Origin of the sequence: Chryseomicrobium excrementi, assembly GCF_002798305.1 — a bacterium.
Lineage (GTDB): Bacteria > Bacillota > Bacilli > Bacillales_A > Planococcaceae > Chryseomicrobium > Chryseomicrobium excrementi.
The window spans coordinates 410,585-432,018 of the sequence record NZ_PCGR01000002.1 but is presented as its reverse complement, the minus strand read 5'-3'; the positions used below and the strand labels follow the sequence as shown (position 1 = coordinate 432,018).

Genomic DNA, 21,434 nt, shown 5'->3' with positions numbered 1-21,434 from the left:
CTCCTTTTTACCGTTTATACGATTTCGGCATATTGTCTAACATCATACCGGTCCCAACAGCCACACAGTCCATTGGGCTTTCCGATAAGAATACAGGCACTTTTAGCTCTTCTGTAAGTAAATGATCCATTCCGTGAAGAAGTGCTCCGCCACCTGTTATGATCACACCACGGTCGATGATGTCAGCTGATAGTTCTGGTGGTGTTTTTTCTAATACATTTTTACAAGCTTGAATGATGACCGAAACGGACTCACGAAGAGCTTGTTCTACTTCCTGTGACGAGATGGTCACTACGCGTGGAAGACCTGTCACCATGTCGCGCCCGCGGATATCCATCGTCTCACTGCGGCCTTCTGGATAAACCGTCCCAATCTCAAACTTGATATTTTCAGCTGTTCGTTCTCCGATCAGCAATTTGTATTCACGTTTGATATACTGCAGGATGTCTTGATCGAACACGTCTCCTGCGACTTTAATGGACTCGGAAGTTACGATATCTCCCATAGACAAGACGGCAACATCTGTTGTACCGCCACCGATATCGACGACCATGTTCCCACTTGGTTGGAAGATGTCCATACCAGCACCGATTGCTGCTACTTTTGGTTCTTCTTCTAAGAAAACTTTTTTGCCTCCAGCTTTTTCGGCTGCTTCACGAATCGCTTTTTGTTCGACACTAGTAATATTTGTCGGGCAACAAATTAATATACGAGGCTTGCTGAACATCCCTTTGACGTTCAGTTTATTGATGAAATGCTTGAGCATCGCTTCTGTTACATCAAAATCAGCAATGACGCCGTCTTTTAGTGGACGGATCGCCACAATATTTCCAGGAGTACGCCCTAGCATTTGGCGCGCTTCAGTCCCCACAGCCAGGACTCGGCGCGTTTGGCGGTCAAGTGCCACCACGGATGGTTCGTTTAACACGATTCCTTTTCCTTTGACGTGGATCAGCACGTTGGCTGTTCCTAGGTCAATGCCTATATCTTTTGAAAACATTCTCGTAGGTTCTCCCTTCCCAAACTGTCTCTCTATCATGGGTTTCTCAACTTTTAATTTTATCACAGTTTTTGTCGAAACGTACAAATTATTTTGATAAAGGACATGCAAAAAGAGCGACCGAATGGCGCTCTCTTTTAAAATGCGATGTATTTGGCTGGATTGATGTACTGACCGTTTTCTTTCACTTCGAATAGTAAGTGATTGCCAGCTGTCGTGTTTTCATAGTTCAGTGTATGAAAAAAGCAGCTGTCCTATGCATTAGGACAACTGCTTGAATGATAAATTAGGAATGGAATTAGACCGGTTGTACTTCGCGTTCTACTGTCTCTGTACCAACTCGTTCAATGTCTGCACCTAACGCTGCTAACTTCTTGTCGAAATTCACATATCCACGATCTAAGTGTTTTAATTCTGTAACTCGCGTTACGCCGTCAGCCACAAGTCCTGCAAGGATTAATGCAGCAGCTGCACGTAAGTCGGTTGCTGCAACTTCAGCACCTTGAAGATCTGATGGGTTCTCCATGATGACAGAGCGACCTTCGATTTTCAAGTTCCCGTTCATGCGGCGGAATTCTTCTACGTGCATGAAGCGGTTTTCAAATACCGTTTCAGTGATGATTCCTGTACCGTGTGCTGTCATCATGAGTGACATCATTTGTGATTGCATGTCTGTAGGGAATCCTGGGTGTGGCATTGTCTTAATATCTACGGATTTCAGTTCGCCTTCTGCTTTGATGCGAAGACCTTGTTCTGTTTCCGAGATTTCAACGCCCATTTCCTGCATTTTAGAGATCAGTGCTGTCATATGCTCAGGTACTGCGTTCTCGATAGTTACATCACCACGAGTGATCGCTGCAGCTACCATGAATGTACCAGCTTCGATACGGTCAGGAATGATTGAGTGCTCAGCACCTGTCAGTTCCGCAACCCCTTCGATTTTGATAACGTCTGTACCGGCACCTTTTACTTTACCACCCATGTTGTTGATAAAGTTTGCAAGATCCACGATCTCTGGCTCTTTTGCTGCATTTTCAATAACTGTTGTTCCTTCTGCTAATGCAGCGGCAGTCATGATGTTTTCTGTAGCACCAACGCTTGGGAAGTCGAGGTAAATTTTAGCCCCTTGTAAACGACCTTCTGTGCGAGCTTCTACGAAACCTTGTCCGAAAGTGATAGTTGCTCCCATCGCTTCGAACCCTTTTAAATGTTGATCAATCGGACGACTTCCGATTGCGCATCCACCTGGCAATGCAACCCGTGCAAATCCGTTACGAGCTAAGATTGGCCCCATGACGAGAATTGATGCACGCATCTTGCGAACATACTCGAACTGCGCTTCACTGTTAAGTGTTGCTGTCGAATCTATGATGACTTGCTTATTCTCCGGTTTGTAGTCGATTTTTGTATTCAGGCTACGAAGAACCTCATTAATTGTTTTAACATCTGCTAGAGATGGTACTTCATTGATTGTATTGATTCCTTTTGAAGCTAGAAGCGCTGCTGCAAGTACTGGTAGTACCGCATTTTTAGCCCCTTCTACTCGTACGTTTCCAGTTAAAGCGCGTCCGCCCTTGACGATAATTTTATCCACTTTAGCTACCTCCGAAAAATTGACATGACATTCATATATAGGTTCACATTCTGGTAATTGTTGAAATTAGGGTATTAAAACACAATTTACATCATACAATGAAATGAGAAGTCTGACAAGTAACTTAATCCCCTAATTTCACAAGTCTAATTGCAACTATAGTATGTGTTTTCTCTCTCTAATGTTCAGCTAATTTCTAGATACCCTAGAACGTTTGAAATAAACATCGTTTGACAAGATATTTCCCGGGAAATACTTATTTCCGAATCGTGTCGAACTATTGGTTTACCTAGAATAAATACTGCAGCTGCGAAGACCAATTCATTAGCTCCACAAAGAAGCCTCCAGCTATGGATCCTAATACAAGACTGAGTAAAATCATCATGACTTGTACTTGAAAAACATGCCCTTTTTTGAACACAACTTCTAATCTCACACTCTGCAATGCGTAAAAGGCAATGGCAATAAAGAATAGATGGACCGCAATCGCAATAACGGATTGGATGGCCAAGTCTGCTAAAAACATCGCGCTCTCTCCTTTCACATACTTCCTATTATATCGGCTGAACATAAGAAATGGATGAGCGCTATTGACTAACTTGTGAATTTTCTTCACAATCTTGTCGGTATGTGTTGTGATTCGCTTGGGTGGGTTGTTTTGAGGGGGTTGCATGGAAATAAAGTGGGATTCGGTTAGGTTTTCGGGAGGGAATAACGAGTTGCTCTTGCTTTTCCTTTTTTAGAACAGCGGAGCTGGGCGAGGGCTTTGGTGACTCTATGTTTTGTTCGTATATCTAAATAGCGTTCAATATCCGATCTCTTTAAATCATTATGGAGAATATAGAATAGACTAGTAATAGTTTTAGATAGTACCTCTTTATCTATATGATCACAACTCTTACAATGATACGCGGTTGATTTTTCTGCTGGAACCATTATCTGCTCACAGCTATGACAGAAAATACCTTGTCGAAGCGCTAAAACATCAATCGAATATCTCACTGCCAAGGGAATCCTTTTAAAATTTCTATTAATAGTATTGACCGTTTTTACTAAATGAAGGTATTCATCTTTATTGCACTTTTCGGGCAAAGAGTTTAGTTGTTCAATATAGAAGTCTACTTGGTTTTTGTACAATATCTTTGCTGTCTTAGGATAATTGGAGATATGCGCTGATGAATGACAAAATACAATTGCAGAATAAATGGGGAGTTTTTGAGTAACAGTAAATACTATATTTTCGAGAGCCTTTTTATTTCTATTAAGTTGATGAATGGGACAATCTAATTTTTCTGTAACTCCTTCATAAGTGCGTATGATTTGATCAGGATTTTCATAGAATTCAATCTGACCCCTAATATTTTTTATTTCTAGAAGTAGAATATAACGATTGGTGATGATTAGAGTATCCATTTGAAAGAATGTGCCAAACTTCGATTGTGTATGAAAATCTGGGATGATTGTATGAAGCATGGGAAAAGGAATTCTTTCCAATATCCGATCTACTTTCACTTCTCCATCATGACCGGCTTTCGCCATTGCAAACTGTTTATTAAAAAACTGTTTTTGTTTTTCATTGGATACGGGAGTCCTAATAGCTAATTCTCTCAATGCGAGAAGTTCGTTTGAGTTGTTTCTTTTAATCGTTTTTGTTTTTTGATAAAGTGACATACCAATCCTCCTTTTTACATTAGTTTACATTAGGCTATTGTTTTTAGATAGAAAATTTTCATACTCCACTTGGTTATCGGGCTTTTTTTTGAAATCGATGATTAGTAGCACCTTTTGTAGTCACTACAATCCATCGATTAGCCAATATTAGAGAGGTATCTGCTGCAGTTGTTTGAGTATCTGCCGCAGTTTGCTTTTTTGCTGCTGCAGTTCACCAAATATTGATCACTCAAATTTTTTAGCTCTTTCTAGTAAGATCTTTTATGACTCCAAGCCCTTCCTAGTAAGACCTTCACCACTCTAAGCCCTTCCTAGTAAGACCTTCACCACTCCAAGCCCTTCCTAGCAAGACCTCCCCCACTCCAAACGCCTTTCACATCTAAATGGAATCGAGTTGCAGGCGTTAGAAATACATTCGAAAACCATTCACTCCAACCGAGACAAAGAGCGCCTCAATTGGAGCGTCTGGTTTACGAAGCATTTCTGAGCAAACGCCTTCCACATCTAAACATATAAAAAACCCCGCCCACCACACAAAGTGGTGACCGGGGTTTCTAATAACGACTTACATATTACCCTCTTTAACGTTGATACGATTCATGGCACGCTGTAACGCAAGTTCTGCACGCTTGAAATCGACGTTATCTTGTTTAGACTGCAAGCGCTCTTCGGCACGACGAAGTGCTTCTTTAGCACGAGCAGCGTCAATAGATTCAGCTAGCTCTGCAGAAGGTGTCAAGATTGAAACCTGCTGAGGGCGCACTTCAACAAAGCCGCCAGTGATTGCAACGTACTCGACTTTGCCATCACGTTTAAGCTTTACTGCACCAATTTCAAGAGGAGCTACCATCGGAATGTGTCCTGGCAGGATTCCGACTTCACCAGTTACCGTTTTCGCGATAACCATATCTACTTGAGCATCGTATACTGGGCCGTCTGGAGTGACAATATTGACTGTTAATGTCGGCATTTGTTTTCCTCCTGGTCCCTCGTATTAGGCTTCTACACCCATAGCTTTTGCTTTTTCCACTACTTCTTCAATGCGTCCAACTAGACGGAATGCATCTTCAGGAAGGTGGTCGTATTTCCCTTCAAGGATTTGTTTGAACCCTTGAACAGTTTCTTTAACCGGTACGTACGATCCTTGTTGCCCTGTGAACTGCTCCGCTACGTGGAAGTTCTGAGACAGGTAGAACTGGATACGACGAGCACGGTTAACCGTTAATTTATCGTCATCAGATAACTCGTCCATACCTAAGATGGCGATGATATCTTGTAACTCACGGTAACGCTGTAACGTAGACTGAACTTGACGAGCTACAGAGTAGTGCTCTTCCCCAACGATTTCAGGAGAAAGTGCGCGTGATGTAGACGCAAGTGGATCTACCGCAGGGTAGATACCCATTTCAGAAAGTTTACGCTCTAAGTTTGTTGTTGCATCTAAGTGAGCGAACGTTGTTGCTGGAGCTGGATCCGTGTAGTCATCGGCTGGTACATAGATCGCTTGGATCGATGTTACAGAACCTGTAGACGTAGACGTGATACGCTCTTGCAATTGACCCATCTCAGTAGCAAGTGTTGGCTGGTAACCAACGGCAGATGGCATACGACCTAGAAGTGCCGATACCTCAGAACCTGCTTGTGTGAAACGGAAGATGTTATCGATGAATAGAAGTACGTCTGCACCCTGCTCATCACGGAAATACTCAGCCATTGTCAAACCAGATAGAGCTACGCGCATACGTGCTCCAGGTGGCTCGTTCATTTGACCGAATACCATTGCTGTTTGTTTGATTACGCCAGAATCGCTCATCTCGTGGAATAAGTCGTTTCCTTCACGCGTACGCTCACCAACACCTGCGAATACAGAGATACCCGCGTGCTCTTGAGCGATGTTGTTGATAAGTTCTTGGATAAGAACCGTTTTACCTACACCGGCACCACCGAAGAGACCGATTTTACCACCTTTGATGTAAGGAGCTAAAAGGTCAACTACTTTGATACCCGTTTCAAGGATTTCAACTTCAGTTGAAAGGTTTTCGAAAGTTGGTGCTAGACGGTGGATCGGGTCACGACGTTCTGAAGTCGGGATTTCTTCACCTAAGTCAATTACTTCTCCTAATACGTTGAATACGCGACCTAGAGTTGCGTTTCCAACTGGAACAGAGATAGCTGCACCCAAGTCTGTTACTTCCTCGCCACGCTTCAAACCATCGGTAGAAGCCATTGCGATTGTACGAACTGAATCGTCACCTAAATGTAACGCTACTTCTAAAGTTAGAGTAGTAGGCGCTTCATTCGGACGTTCGATCGCTACAGTTAATGCATTGTAGATTTCTGGTAGTTGGCCGTTGCTGAACTTTACGTCAACAACCGGTCCCATTACCTGTAGAACATGTCCTTTGTTCACTACTGTTCCCTCCTGTCTTACTCTATTCTAATGCTGCCGCTCCGCCGACGATCTCCGTAATTTCTTGAGTGATCGCAGCTTGACGCGCACGGTTATATACTAATGTCAAACTATTGATTAAATCGGATGCATTGTCTGTTGCACTCTTCATCGCTGTCATACGTGCAGCATGTTCACTTGCTTTTCCGTCGAGTAACGCACCGAAAATCAAGCTCTCAGCGTACTGCGGAAGCAATACTTCTAAGATGGCTTCAGGAGACGGCTCGAATTCATACGATGCCGTTCCTGCTTCCGGTGTGATATCCGTTAATGGCAGTACCTTTTTCTCAGTTACTTCTTGAGAAATGGCACTGACAAAGTGGTTGTAGTACATATAAAGTTCATCATACGTACCGTCTGTGAACATACCAACAGCTTTGCGTGCAATCTCTTTAATGTCTGAGAAGGACGGTTGGTCAGGAAGTCCAACTTCCGACTCAATCACGTTCGCTCCGCGTTTTGCAAAGAAATCACGACCCATACGTCCGATTGCAAAGATGACGTACTCATCTGCTGAAGCATGACGAGTGTTGATTGCAGTAGTTACCGCACGTAGAACGTTCGCATTGTAAGCACCTGCTAATCCACGGTCAGATGTGATGACTAGGTAAGCAGTTTTTTGAACAGGACGAGACGTTAGCATTGGGTGAGAAGCGTCAGCTGAACCGGATGCGATAGCCGCTACGACCTCTTGAATTTTCCCCATGTACGGAACGTACGCTTTCGCGTTCATTTCTGCACGGTTCAATTTCGAAGCCGAAACCATTTGCATAGCTCGTGTGATCTGACTTGTTTTCTTTGTTGACGTAATTCGATTTTTTACATCGCGTAATGATGCCACTGGTATTTCACCACCTTATCGTTTTTTTATTCGAACTTAAACGCTTGCTGCAAATGTCTTTTTGAACTCGTTGATTGCGTTCACTAGATCTTCGTCTGCAGGAAGGTCTTTAGTAGTGCGAATGTGATCTAAAACGTTTGTGTGGTTTGAATCTAACCAGCTAAGAAGTTCGCTTTCGAAACGACGAACATCCGTTAATGCTACATCGTCAAGAAGTCCACGTGTTAGAGCGTAAAGAATCACAACTTGCTTCTCTACTTTAAGTGGAGAGTTCAAGTCTTGCTTCAATACTTCAACCGTACGTTGACCACGGTTTAGTTTCGCTTGTGTAGAAGCATCTAGGTCAGAACCGAACTGAGCGAATGCTTCAAGTTCACGGAAAGCCGCTAAGTCAAGACGAAGTGTACCTGCTACCTTTTTCATTGCTTTAATCTGTGCAGATCCACCAACACGTGATACAGAAAGACCCGCGTTGATTGCTGGACGTACGCCAGAGAAGAATAGATCCGATTGTAAGAAGATCTGACCATCTGTGATTGAGATTACGTTTGTTGGAATGTAAGCTGAGATATCCCCTGCTTGTGTTTCAACGAACGGTAATGCAGTGATTGAACCTGCACCTAGAGTTTCATTCAACTTCGCAGCGCGCTCAAGAAGACGGCTGTGCAAGTAGAATACATCCCCTGGATAGGCTTCACGACCTGGAGGACGTTTTAATAGAAGTGAAAGCTCACGGTATGCCGCAGCTTGTTTAGAAAGATCATCGTACACAACAAGAACGTGCTTGCCTTGGAACATGAATTCTTCCGCCATTGTTACACCCGCATATGGAGCTAGGAATAATAATGGAGATGGTTGAGATGCAGAAGCTGTAACAACGATTGTGTAGTCTAATGCGCCTTTTTTACGTAAAGTTTCTACTACGTTACGTACAGTAGACTCTTTTTGTCCAATAGCCACATAGATACAGATCATGTTTTGGTCAGCTTGGTTAAGAATCGTATCGATTGCTACAGATGTTTTACCAGTCTGACGGTCACCGATGATAAGCTCACGCTGTCCACGGCCGATTGGCACTAGAGCATCGATTGCTTTGATTCCTGTTTGTAGTGGTTCGTGAACCGATTTACGAGCCATAACACCTTGTGCTGGGCTTTCGATCGGACGAGTTTTTGTTGTTTCGATAGGACCTTGCCCATCAAGTGGCATACCAAGTGGGTTTACAACGCGTCCAATTAGAGCGTCTCCTACTGGTACTTCCATAATACGGCCTGTACGACGTACTTCATCGCCTTCTTTGATGTCTGTGTATGGTCCAAGGATAACGATACCTACGTTGTTTTCCTCAAGGTTTTGCGCCATACCAAGTACACCTGTTGAGAACTCAAGAAGCTCTCCAGCCATGACGTTGTCGAGACCATGAGCACGAGCGATACCGTCACCGACTTGGATAACTGTACCCACATCGCTTACTTTCATTTCAGATTCGTAGTTTTGAATCTGCTGCTTAATCAAGACACTGATTTCTTCAGCTTTGATGCTCATGTATGTCACCTCTCATATTTCTGTAGTATTAACCGATCAAGTTACGTTTCAAGCGATCAAGTTTAGAACGCAATGTGTTGTCGTAAATGCGGTTTCCGATTTGAATGCGTAGTCCACCGATTAGAGATGGATCTACTACGTTGTGAATGTTAAGAGAGCCTTTGCCCACTTCTTGTGCGAATGCAGAAGAGATGTGTGCACGCTCTTCGTCTGTCAATGCGCGTGTTGAGTAAACCGTTGCTTCTGCAATTCCTTGTGCGTTGTTAGACAAAGCACTGAACTCATCCACAATGGCAGGTAATTCGTGTAGACGTTTCTTTTCTACAAGTAGCTGGATCGTGTTCACGACAGCTGGGCTTGCAGAACCGAATACTGTACGAATCAATTCTTTCTTTTTATCAAGAGAAAGTTTAGGAGAAGCGAACAAGGCTTGAACGTCTGCATCTTGTTTCCAAGCTGCTTTGATTTCCGTTAGGTCATCGCGCGTTGTCGTCAATGTATCGTTTTCTCGTGCTAGTTCGAATAAAGCGATGGCGTAACGCTTTGCTACTGCAGATTTGCTCACTTCGCTTCGCCTGCCTTCGCAATCGTAGCCTCGATCAATGCACGATTATCTTCTTCCGTAACTTCTTTCTCAAGCACCTTAGATGCAGCAAGTACTGACAAGGAAACAACTTCCTCACGTACTGCAGCAATCGCGCGTGCTTTTTCAGTTTCGATTTCACGGACAGCAGACTCTTTCAAGCGAGTTGCTTCTTCACGTGCAGTCGTCATAATCTCTTCACGAGAAACATCGCCTTGCTTCTTCGCGTTTTCCACGATTGCCAATGCTTCCGTGCGTGCTTGTTTCAATAATTCACGCTGCTCGTCAAGTAGTTTCTGAGATTCTAAACGGCTGTTTTCAGCTGCTTCGATCTCGCTCGCTACTAACTGCTCACGTTCGTTCATGATACCCATAAGTGGACCCCATGCGAATTTCTTCAGTAATACCATCAATACGATGAAGAAGAATAATGTCGCGAAGATATCCAGTGTGTTAAACCCAGAGCCACCAGCCCCAAGTGCAAGGTAATCAAAAGACACGATTGTTTCACTCCTTTCAAACGCTATTCCGTCGTTTTCTTGCTTCTATCGAGTAAACAAAAACTTTGTTGTTTTCTGTGGTTGTGTTTCATAAAGGAAATGGCGGATGCACTCCGCCATTTGCGTTAAAGTCAAATGAACGATTATCGATTATCGGTTTAAAACGATGAACGCGATAACTGCTGCGATGATTGGAAGGGCCTCAACTAATGCAACCCCGATGAACATAACTGTTTGAAGTGCGCCACGAGCTTCTGGCTGGCGAGCGATCCCTTCAACTGTTTTTGAAACGATAAGACCGTTACCGATACCTGCACCAAGTGCTCCTAAACCGATTGCGATAGCTGCTGCTAATAAACCTACTGAACCTACCATTGTGTATTTTCCTCCTAATATGTTGGTTTTAGTTTTTTATACTGAAGTCCCCTTCAGTTTATATTAATGGTCATCCGACACTTTGTGTGCCATATACACCATCGTTAACATAACGAAAATGAACGATTGGATACCCCCGATGAAGATCGAGAACCCTTGCCATGCAAGTGCTGGGATGATGGCTCCCACGAATCCGAACATGCTTGATGTTGCTAAACCTGCGATCAATGCAAGGAGTACCTCACCTGCATAGATGTTTCCGTAAAGACGAAGACCGAGTGTCAACGTATTTGCGAATTCTTCAATGACTTTCAGCGGCGCTAAGAATGGAAGCGGCTTTGCAAAATCACTGATGTACCCTTTGAACCCTTTCGCTTTGATTCCATAATAGTTTGTCATTATGATAATCATCGCAGCCAGTGTCATTGTTACAGTTGGGTCAGCTGTTGGTGATTTCCACCATAAGTAGTCGTTGTAGATGATTGCAAATGGCAACCCGAGTACGTTGGCTACGAAAATAAAGAGTAGAAGCGTAATTCCAAGAATGTGGAAGCTTCCTCCTGTTTTCCAGTCCATGTTGCTCTTGATGATGCCTTTTACGAAGTCCATAATCCACTCCATAAAGTTTTGCATACCTGTTGGTTTGAGTTTTAAATTACGTGTCGAGAAATACGCAATCAAGAAAACAATCAATGTCGTGATGGCAAGCATCATCAAGGTTGATGTGTTTCCAGTCAGACCGAACAAGTGATATTCAGGACTTAAATGTTCCACTAGTAGTTCACCTCTCTTTCGCATCTTCATTTTGTTTGCGTATCGCAAATACTAGCTGTTCTATGACCAGTAGAACATACGGTATCATTAAGCCAATTACCGTACTGATCAAATGGAAATATTCAGGTAGCGATAGGGCAATCGCCACTGCCGCAATTCCTGAAGCAAAGCGTAATCCAGTACCGAGACTGACGCGCTTTTTTCCTTGATCAAAAGCACGGTCAAACTTCAGCATCCGACGCTGCAAAATCCAGAAATTGTAGAGTCCAAACACTGCTCCGAGTCCGATGCCCGCAAAAATGGTCGGTTGCGGCGTGAACGCTGCTCCGAGGACACAGGCTGCGAGCAAAAAGAGTATGTACTTTTTCTGCCGCTTGTAGATATGAAACAAATTGAGCATTGGAATTCTCCTGAATTTAGATTCGAATGGAAGCGAATTTTCGCTGGTTCTGGGGTGCTTCTCAAATGAAGACGCTAGCTTGCAGAAAGTGGAATAGACAGTCGAATTTCATTATGAAACCCCTATCATGATTATCCTTTGTAAGCATACAATAGCGCCTATTTCATGTCAATTGCATCCTGTGAAAAACATCACAAGACGAAGGGGTTCGACAAATTACGGACATAATTTTTTTGTTATGTTTTGGGGTTGGGGAAAAGAGAGGTTTTGGGGGGTTCTTTCCGCGGATTTTGAGAATCTTTTTCCGGACTTCATTTTGTTTTCCGCGGACTTCACGACTCTTTCCGCGGACTTCAATGTGTTTTCCTCGGACTTCATCGCTCTTTCCTCGGACTTCAACACGATGGCCAAAACCACAAAAAACTCCAGCAAGCTTAGCTTTGCTGGAGTTTCTACTATTATTATTGAGTTGTGATCGGTGGTGTTCTCCACATCTAGTCTTTATTAAGGAAGCGGCGCAGTGCCTCTACGATTTGTGCCGAAGCTGTTCCGTCACCATATGGATTTGACGCTTGTGACATCGCCTCGTAGGCAGCAGGGTCTGTGAGCAGTTCGTTCGTCAGTTCGAAGATGCGGTCTTCATCAAGCCCTGCGAGCTTCAACGTTCCTGCATCGATCCCTTCAGGACGCTCTGTCGTGTCACGAAGTACGATGACCGGCTTCCCAAGCGAAGGTGCCTCTTCTTGCACGCCACCTGAATCGGTCAGAATGATGTGCGATCGAGCTGCAAGGTTATGGAAATCGATCACTTCGAGAGGTTCGATCAAGTGCACACGTGGGTTGTTGCCAAGGACCTCGTTTGCAATCTCACGGACCACTGGGTTCATGTGGACTGGATAGACGACTTGGACGTCAGCGTGTGCCTCAAGCAGACGATTGATAGCGCGGAAGAAGTTGCGCATCGGCTCGCCTAGGTTCTCGCGACGGTGTGCTGTCAGCAAGATCATGCGGTCGTCGCCAATCGTATCAAGGATTGGATGCGTGTACTCATCCCGTACTGTCGTCTTCAAGGCATCAATTGCCGTGTTCCCTGTAATGACGATCCACTCTTCTGGCTTGTTCTCTGCGCGCAAGTTCGCTGCCGATTTTTCAGTCGGTGCGAAATGGATGTCAGCAAGGACGCCCGTCAGTTGACGGTTCATCTCTTCTGGATACGGCGAATATTTGTTACCAGTACGAAGACCCGCTTCGACGTGACCGATTGCGATCTGGTTATAGAACGCAGCGAGGCTTCCAACGAATGTCGTCGATGTGTCCCCGTGCACAAGCACGATGTCTGGCTTTGCGTCTTGCATGACGTCGTTCAATCCGTGCAAGACGTTTGTTGTGATATCGAACAATGTCTGGCGGTCCTTCATGACGTTGAGGTCATAGTCCGGCGTGATACCGAACGTCGTCAACACCTGATCGAGCATCTGACGGTGCTGAGCAGAGACCGCGACGATGGATTCCATATCCTCTTGTTTTTCAAGCTCCAGTACGAGCGGGGCCATCTTGATGGCTTCCGGACGTGTACCGAAGATAGTCATAACTTTCCACTTTTTCATGTGTTTCTCCTTTTTAAGAAAGAGACCTGTTTGACCAGGTCTCTTGTGTTGTATTGGGTTGTTGATGCTGGTTTCCTACTTTAATGACGCAGGGAACTTTGAGAAGTTGCCATGCAGATAAAATCCTTTGTCATGCACAACAAAACGAGCTTGATGAAGATGAAATCTCGTTTGACGTTCACTAATTTGCTTGAATGCAGAAGAAATCCACTTGGATGCATAACAAATCGAGCTTCTTGTAGAACAAACATCACTTGATGCAGAAGAACGACCGCTCACTTTACCGACGAATGGCGTTCTCCACATCTAAAACTTACTTCGTCCCAAACAAACGGTCCCCAGCATCGCCAAGGCCTGGCACGATGTAGCCATGGTCGTTCAACTTCTCGTCAAGCGCCGCAATGTAGACGTCTACATCTGGGTGCGCTTGTTGAAGAAGCTCTACCCCTTCTGGAGCGGCAATCAAACACATAAATTTGATGCTTGTGGCTCCACGCTTTTTCAAAGAGTTGATGGCTTCGATTGCAGAACCACCCGTTGCTAGCATCGGATCGACTACGATGAAGTCACGCTCTTCGACGTCTGCTGGCAATTTCACGTAATACTCAACTGGCTGCAGTGTTTGCGGGTCACGGTAAAGACCGATATGGCCAACTTTTGCAGCTGGAATCAACTTCAAGATTCCGTCTACCATTCCGATTCCTGCGCGCAGGATTGGCACGATACCCATCTTTTTACCCGCTAGCACTTTAGATTTTGTAACCGTTACTGGAGTTTCTACTTCTGTTTCTACTAGGGGCATGTCGCGTGTGATTTCAAACGCCATTAGCGTAGCCACCTCATCGACTAGCTCACGAAATTCTTTAGTTCCCGTCTCGACGCTACGGATATACGTTAATTTATGTTGAATCAATGGGTGATCAAATACGAATACTTTTGACATCCTCTTCACTCCTCTTCGTTTCATTCTGACCTATTATAGCAAAAAAAAGAGAAGACTTTCTAGGTCTCCTCTGTTTTGATTATTTCGTCTATTTCTTTAAGGGGAAGCGGTCGGTTAAAGTAGTACCCTTGACCGACAGAACAGCTCATTCCTCGTAGTAAAATCATCTGTTCATAGGTCTCAATACCTTCTGCAACGGCTCGAATATCGAGCTTATCCGCTAAGTCGATAATCGTTTGGACGACAGCTCGCGTCCCACTTTTGTGAATCTGCGAAATAAAACTGCGGTCCAGTTTGATTTCTGAAATTGGTAGTTCATGTAGGTAGCTAAGCGACGAATAGCCAATCCCGAAGTCATCGATGGAGCACATGATGTTGGCATCTGCGAGTCGCTGTAAAATCTCTTTAGCTTTATCCATGTCTTCTAAACTGATACTTTCCGTCAGTTCGATCATGATTGATTCGGGTGGTAAATTATACTCATCCAATAGATTCAAAATGGTTTCGACAAATCGGGCTTTATAAAAATGATTCGGCGAAATATTGACCGCTACTTGGTATGGCGTACGTCCAGCACGCACATAACTAGCCTGCCAACTCAGCACTTTGTTCAATATGATGGTCTCTAAAAGATCAATTTTTCCAACCTTTTCCGTAGCATCAATGAAATCGACAGGCGAGACCCAGCCAAGCTTGCTTGAATTCCAACGTGCCAGCGCTTCAAAGCTGATGATGCGGCCACTTTCCATATCCACTTTTGGTTGCAAATAGACGTCGAACTCTTCTTCTCGCAAGCCGATTTCAATGGCACTTTGGAGCTCCATATTGCTCTTGATCGATTCGTCCATTTCAGGAGAGTAATAGCATACCTGCTCCCCGTTACGCTTTCGTGCTTCCGAGAGGGCTAGGTCTGCACGACGAATCAGTTGATGGATTTCGTCTCCCCTTTCATAGGGAACGACTCCAATCTGAAGAGGGATGAAGATCTCCATTTGATCAATCTTGATTTGAGAATGACCTGCTCGCAGGAGAATCTCGAGTATATCCCGAAAATCATCCCGTTTCGTATTCCCAGCGAGAATCAGCGTCGTGCTTGTAAAGCGACTCATGACATACGTATAGTCATCCAAAATTTCATCTAAACGACGTCCCAGTTCTTTCAGTACGAGAGAAGCGATCTCCCTACCGAACATATCCACAATATCCGAATAATTGAACGGCGAGACCACAGCCACAAAGCCATTTTCCGCATCTTCATCCAATTCTTTGACTTCCGTCAAAAAATAGTTCATATTCGACAGTCCGGTCTCTTGATCTTGATAAGCTAGATGCAAAATCTTCTCCTGGTCTGCTGCATTGCGAAATGCAAGTAAGACTAACGGTACAATTTTCTGAATAAATGACATTTCCAGCTTCGTCGGGCTTGTGTGTTCTTTGAAATAGACACCAAACGTGGCAATCGACTCGCGCTGATGGTTGACAATCGGAAAACTCCAACAAGCTTTAAAACCAAATGGGTTGGGCCCTTCACCAGTATAAGGAATCCAATTCGAAGAGGTCTCCACATCTTCTGTAATGATCACTTGTTGGTGGTAAGCCGCTGCTCCACAAGAGCCGACATTCGGTCCAATGGCGAGACCTTCAATCCGTTTAGTATACTCTCGCGGGAGTGATTTTGAGGCAAGCGAAAATATACGGCCGTTTTTGACATGCATAATGCTGCACATGGTACCTTCGCGAAAAAATTGCTCCACTTTGTAGCAGATTTCTTGAAGGAGCGAACTGATAGCATACCCTTTTTCGATTCCTTCATAAATCTCAGCCTGCATCTCGATAATCGCTTCTTGTTGTTTCTGCACTGTGATGTCAGATTGAAACGCCACTTCGAATAACGGATTACCTTGCGGATCACTGAAAGTTTGCCCGATAATATCAAACCAAATTGGAGTTCCATCTTTACAGAAGTTCAATACTTCTCGTCGCACTGAGCCAATTTGATTGAGATCCGAATCGATTAACTCTTCTTTTTCAATGAATTGTTGGTTCCCGTGCAAAATGGTCACAGTTTTCCCTACTACATCTTGCAAACTGAAACCTGTCTTCCTGGTGAACGCATCATTTACATAAACGATGGGCTTGCCTGGACGGTTAGGGTCACGTACGATATAACTCGTGTTAAACTGGCTACCAATCTTTTTGATCCAATGCAACAACTCGGTACGCATTTTATATTCGATCTGTCGGCTCATACCCGCACTCCTCTGATGAATCTGAACAGTTTATGTATAGTTAGTCTTAGTTTACGGAAAATTTCGACAAAAAGCCACTTCTATTTCAAATAGAAGTGGCTCGGAGTTCCTATACAATTAAGCGTAAAGAGGATATTTATCCGTAAGTGCTTTCACGCGCTCTTTAGCAGAAGCAAGTGCTGCTTCGTCTTCATGATTCTTCAGAAGATCTGCAATGATTTTCCCGATTTCTTTCATCTCATCTTCTTTGAATCCGCGAGACGTGACTGCTGGCGTTCCGATACGGATACCAGAAGTGACGAATGGACTTTCTTGGTCGTATGGAATCGTGTTTTTGTTGACTGTGATCCCGACTTCATCAAGAACGTGCTCTGCCACTTTTCCAGTCAAGCCAAGGCCTTTGACATCGATCAAGAACACGTGGTTGTCCGTGCCACCTGACACGACGCGAACGCCTTCTTCTGTAAGCGTTGCTGCAAGAGCTTGTGCGTTATTAATGACTTGTTGCTGGTACGCCTTGAAATCGTCTTGTAGTGCTTCGCCGAATGCAACAGCTTTCGCTGCGATGACGTGCATCAACGGACCCCCTTGGATTCCAGGGAAGATCGTCTTATCGATTTTCTTAGCCCAGTCTTCAGTTGTTAAAATCAGACCACCACGTGGACCACGAAGGGTCTTGTGAGTAGTTGAGGTAACGAAGTGTGCGTGTGGCACTGGGTTTGGATGCAAGCCAGCTGCTACAAGTCCTGCGATGTGCGCCATGTCGACCATCAAGTAGGCACCGACTTCGTCTGCGATCTCACGGAATTTCGCGAAATCAATCGTACGAGAATAGGCGCTTGCACCTGCTACGATCATCTTCGGCTTGTGCTCAAGAGCCTTCTGACGAACATCTTCGTAATCGATAAGTTCATTTTCTTTATCTACGCCGTATTCGACGAAGTTGTATTGGATTCCGCTGAAGTTAACAGGAGAACCGTGTGTTAAATGTCCCCCATGAGACAGGTTCATCCCTAAAATTGTGTCTCCTTGCTCAAGAGCTGTCATATAGACTGCCATGTTGGCCTGTGAACCAGAGTGAGGCTGTACATTGGCGTGCTCTGCACCGAATAGCTCTTTCAAGCGATCGCGTGCGATATTTTCCACAACGTCCACGTGCTCACAACCACCGTAGTAGCGTTTTGCCGGGTACCCTTCTGCATATTTGTTTGTCAGAACGGACCCTTGAGCTTCCATTACGGCTTGCGATACGAAGTTTTCTGAGGCAATCAACTCGATGTTTGCCTGCTGACGTTTTTTCTCGTTTTCCATTGCTTCAAATACTGCCTGATCTTGCGCTTGAATGTTTTTCACTACACGTTCCTCCTAATTTCCATAAAATGCACGTCGGCCACCGATCAGCTTTGGACGTGTGGTTGCCGTGGTGACGATGGCGTCCCCAATCATCTTCACGGATGTTCGAACAGGTACAGCGACTTCTTTCAAATGCATCCCTATCAGCGTCTGGCCGATGTCAATTCCGGCATGAGCGCGGATACGTTCTACGACGACAGGTTCATGGAACTGTTCATAAGCGTACGCTGCCATAGAACCGCCTGCAGTTGGGACTGGTATGACAGAGACTTCTTCGAGCTGAAATTTTTCAGCGGTCTCGCGGCACATAGTGAGTGCGCGATTAATATGTTCACAGCCTTGAAATGCAAGATAAACACCTTTTCGTCTTGCAAATTCTTCGAGGGGCTCAAAAAGGGCCTCTGCCACTTCTCGTGCCCCGGCTGTTCCAATTTTCTTCCCTATGACTTCGGAGGTCGAGCACCCTACGACAAAAAGTGTAGCGGGTTTGATTTCGATGACTTGTTCCAGTTCACTAAGTAGCTGTTCTAATTCGGCTTGCCACTGTTTCGTTGGTTCCATCAAAACGCCTCCTCAAAGTGTGAAGTCTTGTTTAGTTTGAAGCTTCAATATCAGCGATTTTTTTGACGCGGTTTTCATGACGTCCGCCTTCAAACTCGCTTGCCAGCCATGTCGTCACGATTTCACGAGCAAGGCCCGCTCCGATGACACGTTCGCCCATTGCGATGATGTTCGAGTTGTTGTGGCATTTTGTCATTTTTGCTGAGAATACGTCATGCACTAGCGCACAACGAATGCCTTTGTATTTGTTTGCAGCAATCGACATGCCGATCCCTGTTCCACAAATCAAGATACCCGCTTCAAATTCTCCACCTGCGACTCCTTCACAGACCGGTTTTGCGTAGTCTGGGTAGTCAACAGAGTCTTTTGTCTGTGGTCCGAAGTCTGTCACTTGATGGCCAAGTTCTTCAAGAAGTGAACCGATCTCTTTTCGTAAGGTATTGCCGCCATGGTCAGATGAAATGGCTATGTTCACGTGTATTCCCTCATTTCTATAGCTTGTATTCTTCTTTATCATATCATTTGTTGAGGCGATTGAGTAGATTGTCCTTCAGTTGTTCTAGTTGATAAAGAGTAAATTGATAGTCTTGTAAAGTGCCCCCGAACGGGTCTGCAATCTCAAACGGTTGCTCCGGTTGTGCATACTCTGCGTAGGTGTGGATCTTTGTAGCTTGATCCGGGAATGCCTGGAGCAGTGCCTGTTTGTGACTCGTCGTCATCGTCAGCACTAAGTCGGCCCATTCTAACAATTCTCTAGTAACGGGTTGCGAGACGTGATCGGCATCGATGCCTTTTTCTGCGAGCGCACGCTGCGCATGAAGCGACATTTCCGAACCAAAGCTTGCATAGACTCCAGCGGATTGGATCTCGACTCCTTCGACCTGCTTCCAAATGGCTGCTGCCATAGGACTGCGACATGTGTTGCCTGTACATACGAATACGATGTTCATTCGGCTTGCTCCTTTCTTATTCGAATTGCGAACTTTATCTGAGAAGCCTTTTAGCTGAGAGCGCTTGGAAAAGAAACGCTTATCTTTTCCTTCACCCTCTCCCATATTAGTACCTGCAAAGAATGTTGCGAAGAAGCGTGCCGTAGATCTTGGTGCTGTTTCCCGAAGGATTAGGTCGATGCCGGATATCATCCGTGTCGCTTCACCCGTGAAGCGATTGGGAAGATTCGGCGCGGCCCTTCTGGAAGCAGTGCCAAGTCAGGCTCGATTCGAGCACTCTCTGCATACCTCTCAAAGATTTATTTGGCTTATTATAGAAGTTCCGAGGTTCTCCCCTTGGAAAACAGGTTTCTCAGGTGAAATTAGCATTACACAAAAGTCAGGCACGATTCTAGCATTAGAGCAGCGCTCTTCACATTTAAAGTAATCGAGTTGCGAACGTCTTCCACATCTATGTGAAATCAGCACTAAACAAAAGTTAGGCCCGATTCTATCATTAAAGCCAATTTCCACCCGCCGCTTTTTCAAGTCGGTTCATTAACGCTTTTCCGACACCTTCTGCTGGGTAAGCTGCCGCTACGATGACGTCGATTGGGAGTTGGTTGCACTCTCGAAGAGCGGCAAACAATCGACTACTCACCGCCTCGATTTCATCAGAGGCACCGAGTGAAACGAATGCATCATGAGGCAGGTGGCGGTAGCTGTCCGTTGCGACGAGTGCTACCCGCTTTCCCTGGCTTCGCAGTTGCTCGATCTTAGCAGCCACTTCTTCGTCATCTAGAAACGTGAGTAGCACCGGGGCTTCCGGTGCGTAGTGGGTATATTTCATTCCAGGTGCTTTCGGCGCTTGTTCTTCTCGTATGCGTCCTGCCCCTTGTAGGTCTCCTATGACAGCGACCAACATCTCTTCCGTGATAGAACCGGGTCTTAGTAATGCCGGTGGTTCTACCGTAAAGTCAACAATTGTCGATTCCAGTCCTGCTGTAGCTGGGCCGCCATCCAGTACATACGGGATGCGTCCCTCTAAATCTTCTAATACGTGCGAAGCAGCTGTTGGACTCGGTTTCCCGCTTCGATTTGCGCTCGGTGCTGCAATCGGCATATTGGCTAGCGTTAACAGATCTCTTGCTACAGGGTGCGATGGCATGCGAACTCCGACTGTGGATAACCCAGCCGAAACATTTTCTGCAAGCGCTGCTGGTTTAAGTGGCAAGATCGCCGTGAGAGGCCCTGGCCAAAACGCTTTAATTGCAAGCATTGCTTTCTCAGGCACATAGTCGATGAACCCTTGCAGTTGCTCGATTTGTCCGATGTGGACGATTAATGGATTGTCTGAAGGGCGTCCCTTCGCTTCGTAGATTTTCGCAATAGCTTGTGCGTTTCGCGCATCTGCTCCTAGTCCATAAACCGTCTCTGTCGGAAAGGCAGCCACCTCGCCACGAAGCCAATTATCCACAATCTGTTGATACCTTTTTGTGTTATCCCCATCTCTATCCACATGCACACAGTTCGTCATTTCGCGTCATCCTTCTTGTAAAGTCAATTTATCCCCATCCTGTGGATGAGTGTCGCCCTCATCTGTGGAAAACCACTTGTTCCACAACGTGACAAAAAATGATTTGGGCTGTTCAACATCTTGCTCTTTGTAACAGCTATTTTTCACGAGAATACACCAAAAGTTATCTCCTCGTCCATCTTCAAGTTGCCAGTCTTTACTTGGATACATTCCTTGTGGAGCTACAGAAAACCCGATTCGTTTCGGAGGATACAACACATCTTCTGTCTGATTCAGCGTAATTTCCTGTACCTGCAGTTGTTGCGTGAACTGCATTTTTTCAAGCTGCGCCTGTTCTGAATTGTTGGCCGCCTTCACTCGAATGCGTTCTTCGCCTTCGTGCTCCTCACCTAGTACTAGTAGTGCCACCATTAAAGCTAATACGATCCACAATAGTTGCTCCACTGCATCCAATTGATTTAAACGTTTTTGAAAATGAGTCATCCCGATTCCTCCCTTTGAAATCAGCATGACCCATTCTCTA

General features: G+C 45.0%; 23 protein-coding genes. All 23 read right to left on the bottom strand.

Going from position 1 to position 21,434, the window contains the following annotated elements:
* Positions 1-7 precede the first annotated feature (7 nt).
* Positions 8-1,000, bottom strand: a complete 993-nt coding sequence (gene mreB, locus CQS04_RS06785; protein ID WP_100353402.1) for a rod shape-determining protein — start codon at positions 998-1,000, stop codon at positions 8-10.
* A gap of 298 nt (positions 1,001-1,298) precedes the next feature.
* On the bottom strand, positions 1,299-2,594 hold the full coding sequence (gene murA / locus CQS04_RS06780) for a UDP-N-acetylglucosamine 1-carboxyvinyltransferase (RefSeq protein WP_100353401.1): 1,296 nt from the start codon (positions 2,592-2,594) through the stop codon (positions 1,299-1,301).
* Between the two features lie 289 nt (positions 2,595-2,883).
* Positions 2,884-3,120: a DUF1146 family protein gene (locus CQS04_RS06775; protein WP_100353400.1), complete on the bottom strand. Its 237-nt coding sequence runs from the start codon at positions 3,118-3,120 to the stop codon at positions 2,884-2,886.
* A 167-nt stretch (positions 3,121-3,287) separates the two neighbouring features.
* Positions 3,288-4,265: a nuclease-related domain-containing protein gene (locus CQS04_RS06770; protein WP_100353399.1), complete on the bottom strand. Its 978-nt coding sequence runs from the start codon at positions 4,263-4,265 to the stop codon at positions 3,288-3,290.
* A gap of 565 nt (positions 4,266-4,830) precedes the next feature.
* A complete protein-coding gene (locus tag CQS04_RS06765) occupies positions 4,831-5,235 on the bottom strand; it encodes a F0F1 ATP synthase subunit epsilon (protein WP_100353398.1) in 405 nt (134 codons plus the stop codon).
* A gap of 24 nt (positions 5,236-5,259) precedes the next feature.
* Complete coding sequence (gene atpD / locus CQS04_RS06760) at positions 5,260-6,675, bottom strand: F0F1 ATP synthase subunit beta (protein ID WP_094943640.1); 1,416 nt, start codon at positions 6,673-6,675, stop codon at positions 5,260-5,262.
* Between the two features lie 22 nt (positions 6,676-6,697).
* Complete coding sequence (atpG, locus tag CQS04_RS06755; protein WP_094943638.1) at positions 6,698-7,555, bottom strand: ATP synthase F1 subunit gamma; 858 nt, start codon at positions 7,553-7,555, stop codon at positions 6,698-6,700.
* 36 nt (positions 7,556-7,591) lie between these two features.
* Positions 7,592-9,100, bottom strand: a complete 1,509-nt coding sequence (atpA, locus tag CQS04_RS06750) for a F0F1 ATP synthase subunit alpha (protein WP_100353397.1) — start codon at positions 9,098-9,100, stop codon at positions 7,592-7,594.
* A 28-nt stretch (positions 9,101-9,128) separates the two neighbouring features.
* The gene (locus CQS04_RS06745) at positions 9,129-9,665 is read right to left on the bottom strand and encodes a F0F1 ATP synthase subunit delta (protein WP_100353396.1); all 537 of its coding nucleotides are present in this window, start codon (positions 9,663-9,665) and stop codon (positions 9,129-9,131) included.
* The gene (gene atpF / locus CQS04_RS06740; RefSeq protein WP_100353395.1) at positions 9,662-10,183 is read right to left on the bottom strand and encodes a F0F1 ATP synthase subunit B; all 522 of its coding nucleotides are present in this window, start codon (positions 10,181-10,183) and stop codon (positions 9,662-9,664) included. The genes CQS04_RS06745 and atpF overlap by 4 nt, the downstream gene beginning before the upstream one ends.
* A gap of 150 nt (positions 10,184-10,333) precedes the next feature.
* Positions 10,334-10,558, bottom strand: a complete 225-nt coding sequence (gene atpE / locus CQS04_RS06735) for a F0F1 ATP synthase subunit C (RefSeq protein ID WP_094943632.1) — start codon at positions 10,556-10,558, stop codon at positions 10,334-10,336.
* Between the two features lie 63 nt (positions 10,559-10,621).
* Entirely contained in the window at positions 10,622-11,356 is a 735-nt protein-coding gene (gene atpB, locus CQS04_RS06730; RefSeq protein ID WP_174688392.1) for a F0F1 ATP synthase subunit A, read from the bottom strand.
* Complete coding sequence (locus tag CQS04_RS06725) at positions 11,340-11,732, bottom strand: ATP synthase subunit I (protein WP_100353393.1); 393 nt, start codon at positions 11,730-11,732, stop codon at positions 11,340-11,342. Before CQS04_RS06725 ends, atpB begins: the two co-directional genes overlap by 17 nt.
* A 494-nt stretch (positions 11,733-12,226) precedes the next feature.
* Complete coding sequence (gene wecB / locus CQS04_RS06715) at positions 12,227-13,339, bottom strand: non-hydrolyzing UDP-N-acetylglucosamine 2-epimerase (RefSeq protein WP_100353391.1); 1,113 nt, start codon at positions 13,337-13,339, stop codon at positions 12,227-12,229.
* Between the two features lie 75 nt (positions 13,340-13,414).
* Entirely contained in the window at positions 13,415-13,645 is a 231-nt protein-coding gene (locus CQS04_RS13760) for a hypothetical protein (RefSeq protein ID WP_165775476.1), read from the bottom strand.
* A gap of 7 nt (positions 13,646-13,652) precedes the next feature.
* Complete coding sequence (gene upp, locus CQS04_RS06710) at positions 13,653-14,282, bottom strand: uracil phosphoribosyltransferase (RefSeq protein WP_100353390.1); 630 nt, start codon at positions 14,280-14,282, stop codon at positions 13,653-13,655.
* A 59-nt stretch (positions 14,283-14,341) separates the two neighbouring features.
* Entirely contained in the window at positions 14,342-16,531 is a 2,190-nt protein-coding gene (locus tag CQS04_RS06705) for a bifunctional diguanylate cyclase/phosphodiesterase (RefSeq protein WP_100353389.1), read from the bottom strand.
* 117 nt (positions 16,532-16,648) lie between these two features.
* Positions 16,649-17,884, bottom strand: a complete 1,236-nt coding sequence (gene glyA / locus CQS04_RS06700) for a serine hydroxymethyltransferase (protein ID WP_100353388.1) — start codon at positions 17,882-17,884, stop codon at positions 16,649-16,651.
* Between the two features lie 12 nt (positions 17,885-17,896).
* Entirely contained in the window at positions 17,897-18,445 is a 549-nt protein-coding gene (locus CQS04_RS06695) for a TIGR01440 family protein (protein ID WP_100353387.1), read from the bottom strand.
* A 31-nt stretch (positions 18,446-18,476) separates the two neighbouring features.
* Positions 18,477-18,920 (bottom strand): ribose 5-phosphate isomerase B, encoded by a 444-nt coding sequence (gene rpiB / locus CQS04_RS06690; RefSeq protein WP_100353386.1) that lies wholly within the window; start codon positions 18,918-18,920, stop codon positions 18,477-18,479.
* Between the two features lie 43 nt (positions 18,921-18,963).
* A complete protein-coding gene (locus CQS04_RS06685; protein WP_100353815.1) occupies positions 18,964-19,395 on the bottom strand; it encodes a low molecular weight protein arginine phosphatase in 432 nt (143 codons plus the stop codon).
* Positions 19,396-19,891: 496 nt separating this feature from the next.
* The gene (locus CQS04_RS06680; RefSeq protein WP_100353385.1) at positions 19,892-20,911 is read right to left on the bottom strand and encodes an L-threonylcarbamoyladenylate synthase; all 1,020 of its coding nucleotides are present in this window, start codon (positions 20,909-20,911) and stop codon (positions 19,892-19,894) included.
* A gap of 6 nt (positions 20,912-20,917) precedes the next feature.
* The gene (locus CQS04_RS06675; RefSeq protein WP_165775475.1) at positions 20,918-21,394 is read right to left on the bottom strand and encodes a stage II sporulation protein R; all 477 of its coding nucleotides are present in this window, start codon (positions 21,392-21,394) and stop codon (positions 20,918-20,920) included.
* Positions 21,395-21,434 lie beyond the last annotated feature (40 nt).